At 68.3% G+C, this 19676-nt stretch carries 14 protein-coding genes; 1 reads left to right on the forward strand and 13 read right to left on the reverse strand.

Features of this window, described 5'->3' with window-relative positions; translation table 11 throughout:
- Positions 1–102: 102 nt before the first annotated feature.
- The 7 genes from Q8M82_RS19515 to xdhA form a co-directional block, all read right to left on the reverse strand.
- Positions 103–1185, reverse strand: coding sequence for a BMP family ABC transporter substrate-binding protein (locus Q8M82_RS19515; RefSeq protein WP_305692958.1), 1083 nt, complete (start codon positions 1183–1185; stop codon positions 103–105).
- Between the two features lie 28 nt (positions 1186–1213).
- On the reverse strand, positions 1214–2137 hold the full coding sequence (locus tag Q8M82_RS19520; protein WP_305692959.1) for an ABC transporter permease: 924 nt from the start codon (positions 2135–2137) through the stop codon (positions 1214–1216).
- A 169-nt stretch (positions 2138–2306) separates the two neighbouring features.
- Entirely contained in the window at positions 2307–3371 is a 1065-nt protein-coding gene (locus Q8M82_RS19525) for an ABC transporter permease (protein ID WP_305692960.1), read from the reverse strand.
- A gap of 215 nt (positions 3372–3586) precedes the next feature.
- Positions 3587–5134 carry an ABC transporter ATP-binding protein gene (locus tag Q8M82_RS19530; RefSeq protein ID WP_305692961.1) on the reverse strand — a complete coding sequence of 516 codons (1548 nt, stop codon included), beginning with the start codon at positions 5132–5134 and terminating at the stop codon, positions 3587–3589.
- The gene (gene xdhC / locus Q8M82_RS19535) at positions 5118–5972 is read right to left on the reverse strand and encodes a xanthine dehydrogenase accessory protein XdhC (RefSeq protein ID WP_305692962.1); all 855 of its coding nucleotides are present in this window, start codon (positions 5970–5972) and stop codon (positions 5118–5120) included. Before xdhC ends, Q8M82_RS19530 begins: the two co-directional genes overlap by 17 nt.
- A gap of 226 nt (positions 5973–6198) precedes the next feature.
- Positions 6199–8511, reverse strand: coding sequence for a xanthine dehydrogenase molybdopterin binding subunit (xdhB, locus tag Q8M82_RS19540; RefSeq protein WP_305692970.1), 2313 nt, complete (start codon positions 8509–8511; stop codon positions 6199–6201).
- 34 nt (positions 8512–8545) lie between these two features.
- A complete protein-coding gene (gene xdhA / locus Q8M82_RS19545; protein ID WP_305692963.1) occupies positions 8546–10021 on the reverse strand; it encodes a xanthine dehydrogenase small subunit in 1476 nt (491 codons plus the stop codon).
- A 294-nt stretch (positions 10022–10315) separates the two neighbouring features.
- On the opposite strand from xdhA, the gene guaD reads away from it, so the two are divergent.
- Positions 10316–11626 carry a guanine deaminase gene (guaD, locus tag Q8M82_RS19550; RefSeq protein WP_305692964.1) on the forward strand — a complete coding sequence of 437 codons (1311 nt, stop codon included), beginning with the start codon at positions 10316–10318 and terminating at the stop codon, positions 11624–11626.
- A gap of 169 nt (positions 11627–11795) precedes the next feature.
- Here guaD and Q8M82_RS19555 read toward each other — a convergent pair whose 3' ends face one another.
- The 6 genes from Q8M82_RS19555 to Q8M82_RS19580 form a co-directional block, all read right to left on the reverse strand.
- On the reverse strand, positions 11796–12653 hold the full coding sequence (locus tag Q8M82_RS19555; RefSeq protein WP_305692965.1) for a D-amino-acid transaminase: 858 nt from the start codon (positions 12651–12653) through the stop codon (positions 11796–11798).
- Positions 12654–12760: 107 nt separating this feature from the next.
- Positions 12761–14350, reverse strand: a complete 1590-nt coding sequence (locus Q8M82_RS19560; protein ID WP_305692966.1) for a peptide ABC transporter substrate-binding protein — start codon at positions 14348–14350, stop codon at positions 12761–12763.
- Between the two features lie 124 nt (positions 14351–14474).
- The gene (locus Q8M82_RS19565; protein WP_305692967.1) at positions 14475–15599 is read right to left on the reverse strand and encodes an alpha/beta hydrolase family protein; all 1125 of its coding nucleotides are present in this window, start codon (positions 15597–15599) and stop codon (positions 14475–14477) included.
- A 97-nt stretch (positions 15600–15696) separates the two neighbouring features.
- A complete protein-coding gene (locus tag Q8M82_RS19570) occupies positions 15697–17988 on the reverse strand; it encodes an NADP-dependent malic enzyme (RefSeq protein WP_305692968.1) in 2292 nt (763 codons plus the stop codon).
- Between the two features lie 261 nt (positions 17989–18249).
- The gene (locus Q8M82_RS19575; RefSeq protein ID WP_038361355.1) at positions 18250–18486 is read right to left on the reverse strand and encodes an Lrp/AsnC ligand binding domain-containing protein; all 237 of its coding nucleotides are present in this window, start codon (positions 18484–18486) and stop codon (positions 18250–18252) included.
- Between the two features lie 217 nt (positions 18487–18703).
- On the reverse strand, positions 18704–19676 hold a 973-nt coding region (locus tag Q8M82_RS19580), incomplete at its 5' end, for an alpha/beta hydrolase (protein WP_305692969.1).

The following is a 19676-nucleotide window of genomic DNA, read 5'->3' on the forward strand; positions in this document are numbered from 1 at the left end:
TCCGAGATCCATCGTAGAGCGCAATTCCCTACGATGGATCCCGGAGCTCCGCTTCGCTACGTCCGGGATGACGCCGAGGAAGTCGTCACCGTCACGGCGATCTCAGGCCTGCACGCCGTCGACATACCAGTCCATCTTGGACAGGATCGCGTCCGATGCGGTCTCGCCGGCCTTCAGCCGCACCTCGCCCTTCTGGTCCTTCAGCTCGCCCGTGAAGGGGTGGAGCGTGCCGGCGACGATGCCCTTCGTGACCTCGTCTGCGGCGGCGCGCGCAGCCGGTGTCACGGCGTCGTTATAGGGTGCGATCTTGACCATGCCGTCCTTGATGCCACCCCAGACGTCACCGCTCTTCCAGGTGCCGTCCATCACCTCCTTGACGCGCTTGATGTAGTAGCCGGACCAGTCGTCGACGATCGCGGTCAAATGCGCCTTGGGGGCGAAAGCCTTCATGTCGGAGGCCTGGCCGAAGGCGAAGACGCCGCGTTGCTCGGCCGCCTGGAGAGCCGCCGCCGAGTCGGTGTGCTGGGTGATGATATCGCAGCCCTGGTCGATCAACGCCTTGGCGGCGTCGGCTTCCTTGGCCGGATCGTACCAGGTCGAGGCCCAGATCACCTTGGTCCTGAAGTTCGGGTTCACCTTGCGGGCGGCGATCGTGAAGGCGTTGATGCCCATCACCACCTCGGGAATTGGGAAGGAGGCGATATAGCCGGCCTGGCCGGACTTCGACATGTGCCCGGCAATGGTGCCGATGACCGCGCGGCCTTCATAAAAGCGGGCATTGTAGGTCGCGACGTTCTCGGCGCGCTGATAGCCGGTGGCGTGCTCGAATTTCAGCTTCGGGAACTGCTTGGCGACCTGGATCGTCGGGTTCATGAAGCCGAACGAGGTCGTGAAGATGAGCTGGTTGCCGGCCTGGGCGAGCTGGCGGATCGCGCGCGCCGCATCGGGGCCCTCCGCCACCTTCTCGATGAAGCTCGTCTTGATCTTCGCGCCGTACTCCTTCTCGATCGCCAGACGACCCTGATCATGGGTCCAGGTCCAGCCATGGTCGCCGATCGGGCCGACATAGATGAAGCCGACGCCCAACGGCGCCTGGGCACGGGCGCCCGTTCCGATCAGCGGGAGAGCCGCGGCGCTGGCGCCGGCTCCGAAATTGAACCGGCGGCGGGTGATGATCGAGGTCATGAGGGGAGTCTCCGGTTGCGGGGCGGCGTCAGGACGCCGAGAACGGCTTGCCGAGGCAGGCCGGCGCATTGAGCCGGCCCGTCTTGCGGCCTAGCGACATCATGGTCAGAACCGCGATTGTCGCAAGATAGGGCGTCATCGCGAGGAGTTCCGGTGCGAGCCAGGTGATGCCGGCCGCCTTGGCCTGGAGCTCGAGCGTCATGACCGAGCCGAAGAGATAGGCGCCGAGCAGCAGCCGGCCCGGGCGCCAAGCGGCGAAGACGACGAGCGCGAGCGCGATCCAGCCACGTCCCGCGGTCAGCCCCTCGGCCCACATCGGCGTGAGCGCCAGCGAGAAATAGGCCCCGCCCAGCCCCGCCAATGCCCCGCCGAAGGCGATCGCCGCATAGCGTATGGCGATGACGGGGTAGCCGATGGCATGGGCCGAAGCGTCGTTCTCGCCGACCGCGCGCAGGATCAGGCCCGGCCGCGTGCGTCTCAGGAACAGGCTGACGCCGAGCACCAGCGCGAGCGAGAGATAGACGACGATGTCGTGGCCGAAGATCGCGCGCAGCAGGGGATGCTCCGAGAGTGCGGCCGGCAACACCGGGTCGAGCCGCGTGATCGTGCGGCCGACGAAGCCCGCGCCGATCAGCGAGGAGGCGCCGATGCCGAAGATCGTCAAAGCAAGCCCGGTGGCGACTTGGTTGGCGGTCAGCGACAGCGTCAAGACAGCAAACACCATCGCCGTCGCCACGCCCGCCACCATCGCGGCCAGAAGGCCGAGCATCGTGCTGCCGGTGCTGAACGCGACCGCGAAGCCCGCGACGGCCCCGCACAGCATCATGCCCTCGACGCCGAGATTGAGCACGCCGGCCTTCTCCGTGACGAGTTCCCCCAGCGCCGCCAGCAGGATCGGCGTCGAGGCGGCAATGAGGGTCATCAGGATCGAGACGAGGATGGCGGTGGTCATAACGCAACCCCTGTCATTCCGGGGCGCGCCAGTGGCGCGAACCCGGAACCCACGACCGGGTGAGCGTTTCGTCCTTCGTCCCGCCCAGCCGTGTGGTCTCGCCCGGTCGTGGGTTCCGGGTTCTTCGCTGCGCGAAGCCCCGGAATGACAAGCGTGCGTGCCCGCCCCCTCATGCCGCCCGCGCCTTCCAGCCGATGCGGTATTTCACCAGCACGTCGGTCGCCAGCAGCACGAAGAGCAGCAGCGCCTGGAACATGCCGGTCGCGGCCTGAGGCAGCCGCACGGTCGTCTGCGCGATCTCGCCGCCGACATAGGTCGCTGCCAGCACGACACCGCCAAAGACGATGCCGAGCGGGTTCAGTCGGCCGAGGAAGGCCACGATGATCGCGGTGAAGCCATAGCCGGTCGGGAATTGGGGCGTGAGCTGCCCGAAGGGGCCGGCCGCCTCGAAGAGCCCGGCCAGGCCGGCGAGCCCGCCGCTGGCGAGCAGCGTCGCCCAGGTCACCCGGTCGGCGCTGAAGCCGCCGTGGCGCGCGGCGGCGGGCGCCAGCCCCACGACCCTGACTGCGTAGCCGGCGGTCGTCTTCTCCATCAGCAGCCAGGCGACGAGCGCGATCACGAGCGCTGCGGGGATGCCGAGATGGACGAGCGAGCCCTCCATCATCGCCGGCAAGGTCTGGTCGGCCCCGAACATCCGCGTCTGCGGAAAGTTGAAGCCGTCAGGGTCCTTCCAGGGCCCGCGCACCAGGTAATAGAGGCCCTGAACCGCGACATAGGTCAGCATCAGGCTCGTCAGGATCTCGCTGACCTGCAGCCGCACACGCAGGAAGGCCGGCACGGCCGCCCAGGCCATGCCGCCGAGCACCCCTGCAAATGCCATCGCGGGCAGGATCCACCAGCCGGTCATCTCATGCGTCACCAGGGCCACGCCGGTGCCGGCGATGGCGCCCATGATGTATTGGCCCTCGGCGCCGATGTTCCAGACATTGGCGCGGAAGCCGATGGCGAGCCCGAGCGCGATCATCACCAGCGGCGCCGCCTTGACGCCGAGATCGGGCCAGCGCTGTGGCTCGATGAAGGGCGTCACGAAGATGCTCTCGACCGCATGAAAGCCGTCATAGCCCATCGCCGTGAAGACGATCATGCCCAGCAGCATCGTCAGCCCGATCGCGATCAGCGGGCTGAGCCAGAGCATCAGCATGCTCGGCTCGCGGCGGCGGCGCCATTCAAGCATGGGCGTTGCCTCTGTCGCTGGCCGGCGAGGGCGCCTCCCTTCCCCCTTGTGGGGAAGGGTAGGGGGATGGGGGTGGTCCCGCTTGGCGAGCGGGAGCCGGTATGGGCGCCGCGCCGCGTAGCCGGGGCCGCGCGCTTTGACTTTGCGACCGCCACCCCTGCCCCTCCCCACAAGGGGGAGGGGTTTCCGTCGAGGCGAGCGGCAAGGTGAAAGCCTCAAGCATGGGCGACCTCGCTCTCGCCATGCACCCCGCCCATCATCAGGCCGATCTCGTCGATGCCGAGGCTGGCGACAGCGCGCGGGGCCGACAGCCGCCCCTCATTGATGACACAGAGCCGGTCGGCCAGCTCGAGCAGTTCGTCGAGATCCTGCGAGATCACCACCACGGCCGAGCCCTTTTCGGCGAGATCGACGAGTTCCTGCCGGATTGCCGCCGCGGCCCCGGCATCCACGCCCCAGGTCGGCTGGCAGACGACGAGCACGCCCGGTGTCTGGCCGATCTCCCGGCCCATGATGAACTTCTGGAGATTGCCGCCCGACAGCGAGCGGGCGAGCGCTGCCGTCCCGGTGGTGCGGACGTCGAAGCGCTTGATCACGGAATCGGCGAAGCGCTTGACGTCTCCCGTGCTGATCATCCCGAGCGGGGTCAGCGGCAGGCGGTGGCGCGCGGTCAGCACCGCATTATCGGCGAGCGAGAAATCGGGCACCGCGGCATGGCCGTTGCGCTCTTCCGGCACGCAGCAGAGCCCGAGCGCCCGGCGCGCGCCCGCATCCAGCCGCCCCACCGGTTTCCCGTCTAGTGTGACCGCATCGGCCGTGTTCGCCGGCCGCTCGCCGGACAGGGCGGTCAGCAGTTCCGACTGGCCGTTGCCCGCGACGCCGGCGATGCCGAGGATTTCGCCGGCCCGCGCCTCGAAGGCCACCGCACGCAGATCGGTGCCGAAGGGCGGCTCGCCGGGAAGCGTCAGCGCGGAGACCGACAGCCGCACGGGCCCGGCGCCGGCGCTTCCGCCATGCTCGATCTGGCGCAGTTCGGCGCCGATCATCAGCTCGGCCATGCGCTTCGTGCTCTCGACGCGCGGGTCGCAGGTGGCGACGACCCGGCCAGCCCGCAGGATCGTGGCGGCCTCGCACAGAGCCTTGATCTCATGCAGCTTGTGCGAAATGTAGAGGATCGCGCAGCCCTGCGACGCGATCTGGCGCAGCGTGCCGAAGAGCTTGTCCACCTCCTGCGGCGTCAGCACCGAGGTCGGCTCGTCCATGATCAGCAGCCGGGGATTCTGCAGCAGGCAGCGCACGATCTCGATGCGCTGCCGCTCGCCGACCGACAGCGTATGGACCTCGCGCTCGGGGTCGAGCGGCAGCGAGTAGCTTTCCAGGATCGCCGCGACGCGGCCCTTGAGTTCGTTCGTGTCGCAGGCCTCGTCGAGACCGAGCGCGATGTTCTCGATCACCGTCATCGCGTCGAAGAGCGAGAAGTGCTGGAAGACCATGCCGATGCCCAGCCGCCGCGCGGCCTTGGGCGAGGGGATCGAGACCGGCGCACCGTCCCAGGCGATGGTCCCGGCATCGGCCTGCTGCACGCCATAGATGATCTTGACCAGGGTCGACTTGCCCGCCCCGTTCTCGCCCAGCAAAGCGTGGATCTCGCCCGGCGCAACGCCGAGGCTGATGTCCTCGTTCGCCTTCACGCCGGGAAAGCTCTTGGAGATGCCCGACAGGGCGAGCCGGGGGCGAACCGTCTGGTCAGGCGGTTGCGTCATGGCCGGCTCGTTCCTCCGCTCCGGCTCCGCGGGAAGCCTCTGGTTTCCGAAGCAAACTCCGCACCAGTTCGGCGGCCGTCAAGGCCGCGATCACCTCGGGGCGCTTGTCGTCCACATCGCCGCCGCCGATCGGGCAGGTGAGGCGCGACAGCGCCTCGCGTCGCCCCCCACTGCGCAGGAAGCCGGCCTCGAAGCGCGCTCGCTTGGTCGCCGAGCCGATCATGCCGACATAGGCCGCATCGCCCCGCTGCAGCACGGCCTCGGCCAAGCGGTAGTCGAGCGCGTGGCTATGCGTGAGAACGACATGGGCGGCGCCGGCCGGCGCCGTGGCGATGACCGCGACGGGATCGGCCACGCGGATGCAGGTCACCGCGGCCGGCAGCCCGTCCATGACGCCATCGCGATCGTCGATCAGCGTCACCCGGAAAGGTAAGGGGGCCAGCGCTTGAACGAGGGCGCGCCCGGTATGCCCGGCTCCGAACACCAGCACGGTCGGGCGCGTCTCGGCCTCGGCCCGCTCTCGCGCGACCTGCATCGCGATGTCGGCCGATATGGCCCGCCGCAGTGAGACCTGCACCCGTCCGCCGCAGCACTGGCCCATCTGCGGGCCGAGCGGGATGTCGAGGCTTCGTTCGCGCTCGCCGCTGGCGAGCATCGCCCGGGCAATGTCGAGGCAATGGAATTCGAGCTGCCCGCCGCCGATTGTCCCGGCCGCGCCGGTTGCGCTCACCGCCATCGCCGTGCCGGCCTCGCGCGGAGTCGAGCCCGCGGCGTCGGTGAGGGTAACGAGGATGGCGCCGTCTGAGCGGTGGCGGGCGAGAAAGGCGGCGGGGGTCATGACCTGCCACCTTCATCCAGAAGGCGCGGGGAACCCCTCTCCTGTAAGGAGAGGGGCAGGGGTGAGGTGTAGGCCCCTGGACCAGCCAAGCTCATGCATTTCGGCGAAACGGCGGTGAGGTTCTGCCTCAAGCGTCCAACGGCCGACCTCTCACCCTGCCCTCTCCCTACGGGAGAGGGTTCCCCGCGGTGGGTTCGCGTAGCGTGGGGATGCAATGGAGCACCGGTCATGAGGCCGCCTCCGCCCGAACCCGCTCCACCGCCGCCAGCACCCGCTCGGGCGTCGCGGGCGCATCGAGCCTCGGACAGACCTTGTGCCCGCCGACGCTCGCCACCGCGTCCGACAGCGCATGCAGCACGCTGATCGCCAGCATCAGCGGCGGCTCGCCGACCGCCTTCGAGCGGTGGATCGTCGCTTCGCGATTGGGGGCGTTCTCCAGCAGCGCGACGTTGAAGATGCGTGGCCGGTCGGAGGCGACGGGGATCTTGTAGGTCGAGGGTGCATGCGTCTTCAGCACGCCCTTGGCATCCCAGACCAGTTCCTCGGTCGTCAGCCAGCCCATGCCCTGGATGAAGCCACCCTCGATCTGGCCCTTGTCGATGGCGGGGTTCAGCGAGGCCCCGCAATCATGCAGGATGTCGACGCGCTCGACCTTGTATTCCCCGGTCAGCGTATCGACCGCGACTTCGGCCGCCGCCGCCCCATAGGCGAAATAATAGAAGGGCTGGCCGCGCCCAGCCTTGCGGTCCCAATGGATCTTCGGCGTCGCGTAGAAGCCCGTGGCCGAAAGCTGGACCCGACCCATATAGGCCGCCTTGACGAGATCGGCGAAGGCGATCTCGCGGGCGCCGACCTGCACGAAGCCCGGCCGGAAGACGATTGCCTCCGGGCTTTCCTGCCAGTGCCGGGCGGCGAATTCGGTCAGCCGCGCCTTGATCGTCTCGCAGGCGTCGAGCGCCGCCATGCCGTTGAGATCCGAGCCGGAGGAGGCGGCGGTGGCGGAGGTGTTGGGCACCTTCCCGGTCGTCGTCGCGGTGATCTTGACCTGGTCGAGGCCGATGCCGAAGGCCTGCGCGACCACCTGCGCCACCTTGACGTAGAGCCCCTGGCCCATCTCGGTGCCGCCATGGTTCAGCATCACCGAACCGTCGGTGTAGACATGCACCAAGGCGCCGGCCTGATTGTACCAGGTCGCCGTGAAGGAGATGCCGAACTTGACCGGCGTCAGCGCGATGCCGCGTTTCACGATGGGGCTTGTGGCATTGGCCTCCCGGATCGCCGCCTGCCTTGCGCGATAGTCGCAGGAGCGCTCCAGCCGCTCGATCACCTCGCCCGCGATGTTGTCGGTCACGGTTTGGTGATAGGGCGTCAGATCGCGGCCGGGCCCCTCGCCGGGCCTGCCGCCATAGAGGTTGCGCCGGCGCACCTCCAGCGGGTCGAGCCCGGTCGCGAAGGCGACCTCCTCGATAAAGCGCTCCGCCCCGACCATGCCCTGCGGCCCGCCGAAGCCGCGAAAGGCCGTGTTCGAGACGGTGTGGGTCAAAAGCGGCTCGGAGCGGGCGCGCACCGCCGGGTAGAAATAGCAATTGTCCATGTGGAACAACGCCCGGTCCGTCACCGGCCCCGACAGATCCGCGTTCCAGCCGCAGCGCGCTGCATAGACCGCGTCGACCGCATGGATGCGTCCCTCGTCGTCGAAGCCGATCTCGTAATCGACGACGAAGTCGTGCCGCTTGCCGGTGACGATCATGTCGTCGTCGCGGTTGGGCCGCAGCTTCACCGGCCGCTTCAGCTTGCGGGCGGCGAGTGCCGCGACGCAGGCGAAGAGGTTGGACTGCGTCTCCTTGCCGCCGAAGCCGCCGCCCATGCGCCTGACCTCGACGGTGACGGCATGGGAGGCGACGCCCAGCACCTGCGCCACCATGTGCTGCACCTCGCTCGGGTGCTGCGTCGAGGAGAAGACCTGCATGTCCTCCTCCTCGCCGGGAATGGCGATCGCGATCTGGCTTTCGAGATAGAAATGATCCTGCCCACCGATCGTCATCGAGCCCTTCAGCCGGCGCGGGCTTTCCGCCAGCGCGGCCGCGACATCGCCGCGCTCGAGCTTGAGCGGGTCGGTCACCAGGGTGCCGCCGGCTGCGCGCGCCGCCGCGACATCGAGCACGGGCGGGGCCTCCACATAGACCGCCTGCGCCAGAGCAGCCGCCTCCCGTGCCGCCTGGCGCGTCTGCGCCACCACGGCGAAGAGCGGCTGGCCGTGATGCAGGATCGTCTGCGTCGCGAAGACCGGCTCGTCATGGCGATGCGTCGAGGAGATGTCGTTGACGCCGGGAATGTCGGCCGCCGTCAGCACCGCGACCACGCCGGGCGCCGCCAGCACGGGCGCGAGATCGAGCGAAACGAGCCGGCCATGGGCGATGCGGCTGAGACCAAGATAAGCATGCAACAGCCCCTCGGGCGCGGCGATGTCATCGATATAGACGGCTTCGCCCGCGACATGGCGGGCGGCGGAATCGTGGATGCGCGGCGCTCCGACCATTGCGGAGGTGTCGCTTTCGAGCCGGCGGCGCGCATCAGCCATGGGCGGCCTCCGCGAGCGGGCCGGCGACGCGGGTCTCGATCTCGGGCTGCGTCGTCTCGATCAGGAACCGCCGCAGCAGGTTTCCTGCGACCGTCAGCCGGTAGCCGGCCGAGGCGCGCATGTCGCTCAGCGGCGTGAAGTCGCTCGCCAGTGCGGCGATAGCAGAAGCGACGGCGGCCTCGTCCCAGTGCTGGCCAATCAGCGCCGCCTCCGCCGCGGCGGCGCGCTTGGGCGTGCCTGCCATGCCGCCATAGGCCAGCCGAGCCTCCGCGATGCGGCCGGCGGAATCGCGCCGCAGCAGGAAGGCGCCGCAGACGGCGGAGATGTCCTCGTCGAAACGCTTCGAGATCTTCGAGACGTGGATGAGCGCATCCGGCCCCGGCCTGGGCACGATCACCGCCTCGACGAACTCGCCCTCGCGCCTGTCCTGCTTGCGGTAGTCGAGGAAGAAGTCTTCCAGCGGGATGTCGCGGCGCGCCAATCCGTCAGGCGCCGCCTTCGCCAGCACCAGCCTCGCCCCCAGCGCGATCAGCGCCGGCGGCAGGTCGCCGATCGGCGAGCCATTGGCGATGTTGCCGCCGATCGTGCCGGCGTTGCGGACCTGCTCGCCGCCGAAGCGGCGCATCAGCTCGTCGAGCTGCGGCGAGAGCGACGCCAGCAAGGGGCGGACCTCCGCGTGGGTCGCCATCGCGCCAAAGACGAGGTGGTCGCCCCGATCCGCGATCTCCTGCAGCGCCGCGATCCGCCCGAGCGAGATGACAGGATCGAGCCGCCGCATGCCCTTCGTCACCCAGAGCCCGACATCGGTCGCGCCCGCGACCAGCGTCGCCTGCGGATGGGCGGCCACCAGATCCGCCAGCCCCGCAACGGTCGCCGGCGCGAGGAAGCGCCCGCCGGGTCCGGAGAGGGCGAGCGTCTCCTCGTCGGCGAGATCGTGCAGCCACGCCGCAACCGCCTTGCGGTCCGGCCGGTCGCCGCCACCAGCCGACATCCGCTGCGCCGCCGCGATGATCGGCTCGTAGCCGGTGCAGCGGCAGAGATTGCCCGCCAGCGCATCCTCGGTGCGCGCAACCGATGGCGCATCCTCGTTCAGCCAGAGCGCGAAGAGCGACATCACGATGCCCGGCGTGCAGAAGCCGCATTGCGAGCCATGGCAATCGACCATCGCCTGCTGCACGGGGTGCAGGCTGCCGTCTGGACGTTTCAGATGCTCGACCGTCAGCAGCTGGCAGCCGTCCAGCGTCGGCAGGAAGCGGATGCAGGCATTGATCGCCTCATAGCGCAGCCGGCCGCGATCGAGCCGTCCGACGACGACGGTGCAGGCGCCGCAGTCGCCCTCGGCGCAGCCTTCCTTGCTGCCGGTCAGGCGCCGCTCCAGCCGCAGCCAGTCGAGCACCGTCAGCGTCGGTTCGCAGGCCACGATCTCGATCAGCTCGTCGCCGAGGAGGAAGCGGAGCGTGCTACGCATGACGCTGCACCGGCTGCTTGTGCCAAGAGTGCGACGCATGATCCCACATCTCCGCCGTCATCCCGGACAAGCGGCGAAGCCGCGCAGCTCCGGGATCCATCGGAGGGCTCCGGTGCTCTACGATGGATCCCGGATCTCCGCTTCGCTGCGTCCGGGATGACGGTGCGGTTGAAGCAGGCGATGTCTCGTCAGCGGCTTCGCAAATCATGCTCTCAGATTAGGCATGATCATCGCTTGGCCGGAAGCTTTGATTTGGTGCAGATGTGATGTGAAATTGAGCCGGAGTTTGAGCCTGTGACGGAAAATCCCGCCTCTCGCGCCCTGCGCGGCCGCCTTTTGTGGTTCGTGGCCGATCCGCACGACGTCGGCGAGGCGGCGCATCGTTATGTCGCGGATGGGGTGCTGGTGATCGAGGGCGGCGTCATCCGCGCGGTCGGCCCGGCGCAGGACATCCTGCCGACCCTGCCGGCGGGGACACAGGTCACCGACCATCGCCCCCACCTGATCATGCCCGGCTTCATCGACGCCCATCTGCACATGCCGCAGACGCAGGTGATCGCCTCCTATGGCGCCCAGCTGATGGACTGGCTCAACCGCTACACCTTCGTCGAGGAGCAGCGTCTGGCGCAGCAGGGCCACCCGGAGAAGCTCGCGACCTTCCTGCTCGACGAGCTGCTTAGCCATGGCACCACGACGGCGGTGATCTACTGCTCGGTCCATCCGCAGTCGGCGGAAGCGCTGTTTGCCGAATCCGAGCGCCGCAACACACGCATGATCGCCGGCAAGGTGATGATGGACCGCAACGCGCCCGAAGCGCTCACCGACACGGCCGAGAGCAGCTATGCCGACTCCAAGGCGCTGATCGAGCGCTGGCACGGCAGGGGCCGCCAACTCTACGCCATCACGCCCCGCTTCGTCGTGACCTCGACGCCGGAGCAGATGCAAGCCGCCGGGCGACTCGCCGCCGAGCATCCCGACTGCCATGTCCAGACGCATATCAACGAGAACCGAGCCGAGATCGCGCTCGCCAACGAGCTCTATCCCGAGCCCGGCGACTATGCCGGCATCTACCAGCATTACGGCCTGCTCGGCCCCAACAGCCTGCTCGGCCACTGCATCCACATGACCGACCGCGAATGGCGGCGTTTTGCCGAGAGCGGCACGGTCGCCGTCTTCTGCCCGACCTCGAACCTCTTCCTGGGATCGGGGCTGTTCGACTGGGCCCGCGCCCGTGCGGAGGGCGTGCCGGTCGCGGTCGCGACCGATATCGGCGGCGGCACCTCCTATTCGATGCTCAGGACGATGTCGGAGGCGTACAAGGTGCTGCAGTTGCAGGGGCAGTCGCTTTCGGCCTTCGCGGCGCTCCACGCCGTCACGCTCGGCAACGCCAAGGCGCTGAAGCTCGACCATCTGATCGGCTCGCTAGAGCCCGGCCACGAGGCCGATGTCGTCGTGCTCGACCCTGCCGCCCAGCGCGCCATGGCGCACCGGCTGGAGAGCGCACGCGATCTGGCGGAGGAGCTGTTCGTGCTGATCACGCTCGGCGACGAGCGCAACGTGGTCGCGACCTATGTGATGGGGGAGCGGGTGGCTGGTCCGGTCTAGCCGCCTTTGCGAGCCAACCACGCCGTCATCCCGGACAAGCGGCGAATGCCGCGCCGATCCGGGACCCATTCCGGAGCGTTTCCAGGAGAGGTACAGGCATGGATCCCGGGTCTCCGCTTCGCTCCACCGGGGATGACGGCGGAGGTTCTGGAGAGCGGCTGGGAAAACCTCACCCCAGCACGCCGCCCTTGCGCGCGAAATCAATGTAGATTTCGCGCAAGCGCAGCGCGGTCGGCCCTGGAGCGCCGTTGTGGATGCTGTGGCCGTCGATCGTCGTCACCGGCATGACGAGGCTGGTCGCCGACGTGATGAAGGCCTCCTCGGCGTCCAGCGCCTCGGCGAGCGTGAATTCGCGTTCCTCGAAGGCGAAGCCCGTCTCTTCGAGATAGGCCAGCACCGCCTTGCGGGTAATGCCGGGCAGGACCTTGTGCGAGAGCGGCCGCGAGATCAGCGTCTTGCCCTTGACGATCCAGGCGGTGGAGGAGGCGCCCTCGGTCACCACGCCGTCCTCGATCATCCAGGCTTCCTGCGCGCCGCTTTCGGCCGCGAACTGCTTGGCCAGCACCGGAGCGAGCAGGTTGACGCTCTTGATGTCGCGCCGGGCCCAGCGCAGATCCGGGGTGGAGACCACCTTGATGCCGGTCTTCGCCGCCGGGGCGTCCACGAAATTGCGGGCCTGGGTGAACATCACCAGCGTCGGCGTCACATCCTTCGGGAAGGGGAAGTCGCGATCAGCCGCGCCGCGGGTCACCTCGAGATAGATGCCGCCCTCGTCGAGGCTGTTGCGCCTGATCAGTTCCTCGTGGATCGCCACCAGTTCGGCCTTGGACCACGGTAAGGACAGCCTGATCTCGCCGCAGGAGCGTTCGAGCCGGGCCAGATGCGCCTCGCAATCGACCAGCTTGCCGCCGATAACCGCCGAGACCTCGTAGATGCCGTCGCCGAAGATGAAGCCGCGATCGAAGATCGAGATCTTGGCGTCCTCCTCAGGAAGATAGGCGCCGTTCACATAGACAATGCGGGACATCGGTCGGCTCTCGTCAGCGGGTTTCCAACAGCATCGCTCCTAGCCGAGACGCGGGCCGGGCGCGAGGGGCGAATGCCGGCGTCGATGCAGGGGCAGCCCCGCTTCCGTCAGGGGCGAAAGCTCAGGAAGCGCGACGGAATCGCGCCCTGCGGGTTCGGCGCGAAGCCGGCGAGGCGGTTCGAAACGAGGTTCCTGTGAGAATAGTGCAGCACCGGGATCCAGGGCTGTTCGCGCACGATCAGGCTGTCGGCCTCGCGCAGGATCGCGGCGCGCCTAGCAAGATCGGCTTCGCCGGCCGCGAGCGTCATCAGCGCGTCGAATTGCGGGTCGGCATAGCGACCGACATTGAAGCCGGTGTTGTCGCTGCGGAACAGGAAGAGGAAGCTCTGCGGATCGGAATAGTCGCCGATCCAGCCATAACGGGCGACGTCGAAATCGCCGCCCTCGCGCAGATGCGCGAAATGCGCGGCGCTGTCGGTCTCGATCAGGGAGGTCTCGACGCCGATCGCCGCCCATTGTTCCGCGATGGCCGCGATGGTGCGCCGGTTGTTGTCGCTGCGATTGTAGCGCAGTTCGAGCCGCAGCGGCACGCCGGGGCCATAGCCCGCAGCCGCCATGAGGCGCTTCGCCTCGTCTTCGCGCTCGAGCGGCGAGGCGGCCTTGAAGTCGAGTTCGGCGCGTTCGCCATAATTGCCGGTATGGGGCGGGATCACGCCATAGGCCGGCAGCATGGTACCGGCCCAGACGCGTTCGGCGATGAACTCCCGGTCGATCGCCAGCGACAGCGCCCGGCGCAGCCGCGCATCGGAGAACGGGGCCTTGGCCGTGTTGAGCACCAGGAAATAGGTGCCGAGCGCCGGCGAGATGCGCAGCTGCGCGCCCAGCCGCCCGCGCAGGGCAGCGATCTCGTCGGTGGGGATGTCGGTGGTCAGGTGCAGTTCGCCCGCCAGGAAGCGCCGCGCCGCGACCGCCGCATCGGCGATGGGGTAGGACATCACCGTCTCGATGCGGACATCGGCGGCGGCGTGGAAAGCAGGGTTGCGGTCCAGCCGGATATGCGAGCTGGGCACGAATTCCTTCAGTACATAGGGGCCGTTCGAAACCCAATCCGCCACGCGCGCAGCCATCCGGCCGGGGCGGTCAGCGGTCGCCGGGTGGACCGGCAGGGCGGCCTGATGGGCCAGCAGCTCGAGCAGATGGGGTGTCGGGCGCTCCAGCCGGATTTCGAGCAACCCGGGCTCCGGAGCCGACGCGCCGAGATCCTCCACCCGCGCGCCCTCGGCCGCCTTATGGATCCGCTCGGCGTTCAGGATCGGGTAAAGCAGAGGTGCATAGGGAGCGCTCTGCCGCGGATCGACCATGCGCCGCAGCGAAAACACGAAATCGGACGCCGTCACCGGCTCGCCATTCGACCAGCGCGCCTGCGGCCGGAGCCTGAAGCGCCAGACCAGTCCGTCCTCGCTGGTGGTCCAGCTTTCGGCCACGCCCGGCGCGATCTCGCCTGTCATCGTATGGATGACGAGGCCCTCATAGAGATCGCGCAGCAGATGCGCTTCGGCGACACTCGTCGTCCGCAGCGGATCGAGACTGCCGGGGTCGCCGTCATGGCTGCGGTGAAGAACGCCCTGGGCCAGCGCCATCCCTGCCGTTGCAAGGACGAGACCCATCGCGAGCACGAGGCTCCGAAATCCCGGCATCAGACGCTCTCCCTGCTGCGACGGGCGAGACGAGCACGGCTCGCCGGACTGCAGTAGAGCCCGGCTCGTCTGCGCCGCCAAGAGGGCGGACGGATCGGCGCGTGGCCACCTCCCCGCCGCTCCGTCACTCCAGCATGAACCGATCGTTCTCGAAGGCGATCACGCAGTCGGGAGCCACAGCCCCGCAGTCGCGCAGCGCGTTGGCCTTGGCGGTTTCGAGATCCGCGGTGCCGAACCAGTAGCGAAATTGCTTCTTGCCACGGCTCAACGCCATCGCCCGCTCGCCGGGCCCGGAGAAATAGCGCTCGAAGGCGTCGAGCCGCGTCGTCAGGCCGAGCTTGGCATGGAACGAGCGGCCGCGATCGCTGGGCAGGGTCGGCAGGCCCCAGGCACGCAGCGAGGCGTCCATCTCGCGCAGCCAGAGATGCCGCGCCTGTCCGTGAAGGAAGGCTATGTGGCCGCGCGGCTTGAGCTCCGGCAGGTCGATGAAACGGACATCGGCCCCGGCATCGAGCGCCGCCTTGCGCATCCGTGCGACGAGGGGCGGCGGGAAGAGTTCATCGTTGCGGGCATAGATCCAGAGCTGCGGCACCGTATCCGGCCCCTGCCACGCGGTCATGGCAGCGACCAGGGCGTCCTGTCCGCGCTCGGTGCAGCCTTCCAGATTGAGCCCGCCGGCGACGTTGATGATGCCGCGCAGGCCCGGCGGCTTGCGCCGAATCAGCGCCATGGCGGTGGCACCTCCGGCCGATTCCCCGAGCAAGATCACCCGCTGCCCGTCGACATCCGGCCGCGCCTGGAGGATGCGCAGCGCGCCTTCGATGTCGTCGGCGTCGTCGCCGAAGGAGCCGGCGATGTCGGGAGCCGGGCAGGAGGTCAGAGACGGCAGCGGCCCGTCCGACTGGCCGGCGCCGCGGCGCATCACCACGGCGGCGAGCCAGCCCCGGCGGGCGAGATCACGCGCCAGTGTGGCGTAGCGGGTCGCACGAAGGTCGCCCATGCTGAGCGAGCTGCTGTTGCGGCCATGGGTGATGATCGCCAGCGGCAGCCGCCCCGCCACACCCTCGGGCCGGACGATCAGGCTTTCGAGCCGGACCTCGCGTCCCTTCGCCTGGACGCGGAGGAAGCCATTCTCCTGCCGCAGCGTGGCGCCCAGCGGCGCGTCCTGTGCCGAGGCCAAGGGCGCCGGCCATGCCACGGCAATCGTTCCCATCAGACAGAGCGCACGCAGAATCGTCGCGATGTTCAAGGCCCGCATCCCCCGACCGGCACGACGCCCACCGGGGCGGGCGTGCCAGCGATCATGGCAGAGCCGGTGGCTCCGCCGCAACGCTGGCAGCCGAGTGTCAGCCGGCCGTTGCGCGCTCCTGCGCTTCCACGACCGCCACCGCCGTCATGTTGACGACGCCGCGCGCGGTCACCGAGCCGGTGAGGATATGCACGGGCCTGGCCGCGCCGATCAGGATCGGCCCTACGGGCAGCGCATCCGCCAGCACCTTGGCGAACTGATAGGCGATGTTGGCGGCGTCGAGGTTCGGGAAGATCAGCACGTTGGCGACGCCCTTGAGCCGCGAAGAGGGCAGCACGCGCTCGCGCACCATCGCCACCAGCGCGGTGTCGGCCTCCATCTCGCCGTCGCATTCCAGATCCGGCGCGCGCTCGCGGATCAGCCCGAGCGCCTTGCGCATCTTGAGCGCCGAGGGCGTGTCGGCCGCGCCGAAATCCGAGTGCGACAGCAGCGCGATCTTGGGCTCGATGCCGAAGCGGGCGACGTGGCTCGCCGCCAGCACCGTCATGTCGGCGATCTCCTCGGCGCTGGGATCGTGCTTCACATGGGTGTCGGCGAGGAAGAAGGCGCCCTTGTTGGTGATGATCAGCGTCATCGCAGAGATGTCGCAGACGCCAGGCGCCAGCCCGATGATGTCCTTGATGTGCCGCAGCCGCGACATGAACCGGCCTTCGAGGCCGGTGATCATCGCATCCGCCTCGCCGCGCGCCACCGCGAGCGCGGCGATCACCGTGTTGTTGGTGCGGACCAGCGAGCGGGCGGCTTCCGGCGTGATGCCGCGCCGGCCGGCGATGTCGAGATAGGTCTGGACGTAATCGCGATAGCGCGGGTCGTCTTCGGGATTGACCACTTCGCAATCGATGCCGGGGCGAATCGACAGGCCGAAGCGCTGCACGCGGCTCTCGATCACGCTCGGGCGGCCGATCAGGATCGGCACGGCGAGCCCTTCCTCCAGCGCCACCTGCGCGGCCCGCAGCACGCGCTCGTCCTCGCCTTCGGCATAGATCACGCGCTTGGGGTCGGCCTTCGCCTGGGCGAAGAGCGGCTTCATGATGAAGCCGGAGCGGAAGACGAAGCGCGACAGCTCCTCGCGATAGGCCTCGATGTCGGCGAGCGGCTTGCGCGCCACGCCGGTCGCCATCGCCGCCTGGGCGACCGCCGGTGCGATCCGGATGATCAGCCGAGGATCGAAGGGGTTGGGGATCAGCGAGGTCGCCCCGAAGGTCGAGGATTCGCCGCCATAGGCGCGCGCCGCGATGTCCGACGTCGCCTCCCGTGCCAGGGCCGCAATGGCGCGGACCGCGGCGAGCTTCATCGCCTCGTTGATCGTCGTCGCCTGCACGTCGAGCGCGCCGCGGAAGATGTAAGGGAAGCACAGGACGTTGTTGACCTGGTTGGGATAGTCCGAGCGCCCGGTGCAGATCATCGCGTCGGGCCGCACCGCCAGCGCGTCCTCCGGCGTGATTTCGGGATTGGGGTTGGCCAGCGCCAGGATCAGCGGCTTCTCGCCCATCGCCTTGGCCATCTCGGGCTTGAGCACGCCGGCGGCCGAGAGGCCGAGGAACACGTCCGCGCCGGGAATCACCTCGGCGAGCGTGCGCGCGTCGGTCTCCTGCGCATAAATCTCCTTCCAGCGGTCCATCAGGGTGTTGCGGCCCTTGTGGACGACGCCTTCCAGGTCGGTGACCCAGATGTTCTTGCGCTGGGCGCCGAGCTCGACCAGCAGGTTGAGGCAGGCCAGCGCCGCCGCGCCCGCGCCCGAGACGACGATCTTGACGTCGCCGATCTTCTTGCCTGCGAGATCGAGCCCGTTGAGGATCGCGGCGGAGACGATGATCGCCGTGCCGTGCTGGTCGTCATGGAAGACCGGGATGTTCATCCGGGCCTTGAGCTGCTCCTCGATCTCGAAGCATTCCGGGCCCTTGATGTCCTCGAGATTGATGCCGCCGAAGGTCGGCTCCAGCGCCGCGACGACCTCGACGAATTTCTCGATGTTCTTTTGCTCGACCTCGATGTCGAAGCAGTCGATCCCGGCGAATTTCTTGAAGAGGACGGCCTTGCCCTCCATCACTGGCTTGGAGGCGAGCGGGCCGATGTCGCCGAGTCCGAGCACCGCTGTGCCGTTGGTGATGACGGCGACGAGGTTCTGCCGCGAGGTCAGCTCCGCGGCCTGGGCGGGATCGTCGACGATCGCCTCGCAGGCGGCGGCGACGCCGGGCGAATAGGCCAGCGCCAGGTCGCGCTGATTGCCGAGCGGCTTGGTCGCCTGGATCTCGATCTTACCCGGCCGGGGCTGGCGGTGATAGACGAGCGCGCCGGAGCGGAGATCGGGGGACAGGTTGCTCTTCATCGCGGCGGCTCCGGCGGCGCAGGCTCAATGTCAGGAGCAGCCGAGGTCGCGCGAATGAGGCGAGGTCGTCAAGCGCGGTGAATGCATTAATCGCAAGCAGGTATCGCCCCTGCGGCGCAGGCGGGATGCAGGCTTGGGGGCAGCGCCGTTGAATCAGGCTGTGAAGATCCTTGCACGCCGGATGAGACGATCGATTCAAGCCCTTGGCCCGAATCGTCTTTCGCGCATTCGCCCGTCGCGCGGTGGTGCCCCAGCTTCGGTTCAGAAGGCCTTGAAGGTGATGATCGTGTGGGTGTCGGCGATCTCGGGGATCGACTGCACCTTCTGGGCGACGAAATGGCCGATATCGACATCCGCCGCGACATGGAACTTCGCCAGAATGTCGTAATTGCCCGCCGTCGAGTAGATCTCGGAGGCGATCTCGCGGTCGGCGAGTTCGCTGGCGACCTCGTAGGTCTTGCCGAGCTTGCACTTGATCTCGACGAAGAAGGTCTGCATCGCGGACTCCCGAGTTGCTGAGACTTTGGCGGGGGGTTCCATAGCCCTCATCCTGAGGAGCGAGCCCGCAGGAATCGCGTCTCGAAGGATGCTCCAGGAGGCTCCTGAACGAACTGGAGCATCCTTCGAGACGCCGCTGCGCGGCTCCTCAGGATGAGGGCTGAAGTCCCCCCGGCGGACTCTCTGATGTCTCGATAGAGCCTCACGGCCTGTCAGATCAAGCGCCGGCGAGTTCGGCAATGCGGCGCGTCATGGCGTTCTCGGGATCGGCGAGGCCTCCGATCACCGTGAAGTGGTTGGCGCCGACGATCTCCTCATAGCGCGTCTGGACACCCGACAGGCCCCAGACATCGACGATGCGACGGCTCTGCTTGAAGTACTCCTCGCTCTCCTCGCCGCCGACCACCGCGTCCATGACCAGGCCGGAGGGCGCGGGCCAGAACAAGGGGCTCTCGCGCTCGGCCGCCTCGAAGCTGAGCTTGAGCGCGCCGTTGATGCTGGTCTCCGTCAGCGGCTTGAGGTTGTAGAGGCCGGAGATGCCATAGGCGGCCGGCACCAGATGCTCCGGCAGGCCCTCCTCGACATTGGCCCAGTTGGTCGCGAGCAGGCAGGCGGCCAGGTGGCCCCCCGCCGAGTGGCCGCTGGCGACCACGGGCAGGCTGTAGCGCTGCCACAGGGCCGCGGCCGCCTGCTGGATCTCCCAGACGATGTGGCCGAGCTCGACCTGCGGGCAGAGATCATAGCCGACGACCGCCACAGGAATGCCGCGCCGGTTAAGCCCGCGCGCCATATGCGAGAAAAAGCTGCGGTCGAGCGCCTGCCAGTAGCCGCCATGGATGAACAGGACGATGGCGTTGCCGCGCATCGTCTCGGGCTTGAACAGGTCATAGCGCTGGCGCTCGCTCTCGCCATAGGAAACGCCCAATTCGCACAGGGCCTCGGCGCGATAGGCCTCGGCATCCATCTCCCGCATCAGCCCGGCATCGCCGGCCGCCCGGCTGGCGCGGCCCATCACGGCGGGGCCGAGCAACTCGCCGGTCAGGTTCCCGGACGGATCGCGCAGCAGCCCGTCGATGTTGCTGTCGCGGGTGAAGCCGCAGGCGGCCAGGACCGGGGTGTTGACGTTCTGGATATGGCCGGAGACATGGGCGACGACGATCATGCGGGTGGACGACACCGCATCGAGATCG

The organism is Allobosea sp. (assembly GCF_030694325.1).
GTDB lineage: Bacteria > Pseudomonadota > Alphaproteobacteria > Rhizobiales > Beijerinckiaceae > Allobosea.

Coding starts and splice junctions, on each gene's coding strand:
- Q8M82_RS19555 (WP_305692965.1), bottom strand. CDS start 12,653: ATGTCCCGCATTGTCTATGTGAACGGCGCCTATCTTCCTGAGGAGGAC.
- Q8M82_RS19520 (WP_305692959.1), bottom strand. CDS start 2,137: ATGACCACCGCCATCCTCGTCTCGATCCTGATGACCCTCATTGCCGCC.
- Q8M82_RS19575 (WP_038361355.1), bottom strand. CDS start 18,486: ATGCAGACCTTCTTCGTCGAGATCAAGTGCAAGCTCGGCAAGACCTAC.
- xdhC (WP_305692962.1), bottom strand. CDS start 5,972: ATGACCCCCGCCGCCTTTCTCGCCCGCCACCGCTCAGACGGCGCCATC.
- Q8M82_RS19570 (WP_305692968.1), bottom strand. CDS start 17,988: ATGAAGAGCAACCTGTCCCCCGATCTCCGCTCCGGCGCGCTCGTCTAT.
- Q8M82_RS19560 (WP_305692966.1), bottom strand. CDS start 14,350: ATGCCGGGATTTCGGAGCCTCGTGCTCGCGATGGGTCTCGTCCTTGCA.
- xdhB (WP_305692970.1), bottom strand. CDS start 8,511: ATGGTCGGAGCGCCGCGCATCCACGATTCCGCCGCCCGCCATGTCGCG.
- Q8M82_RS19530 (WP_305692961.1), bottom strand. CDS start 5,134: ATGACGCAACCGCCTGACCAGACGGTTCGCCCCCGGCTCGCCCTGTCG.
- Q8M82_RS19515 (WP_305692958.1), bottom strand. CDS start 1,185: ATGACCTCGATCATCACCCGCCGCCGGTTCAATTTCGGAGCCGGCGCC.
- Q8M82_RS19525 (WP_305692960.1), bottom strand. CDS start 3,371: ATGCTTGAATGGCGCCGCCGCCGCGAGCCGAGCATGCTGATGCTCTGG.
- xdhA (WP_305692963.1), bottom strand. CDS start 10,021: ATGCGTAGCACGCTCCGCTTCCTCCTCGGCGACGAGCTGATCGAGATC.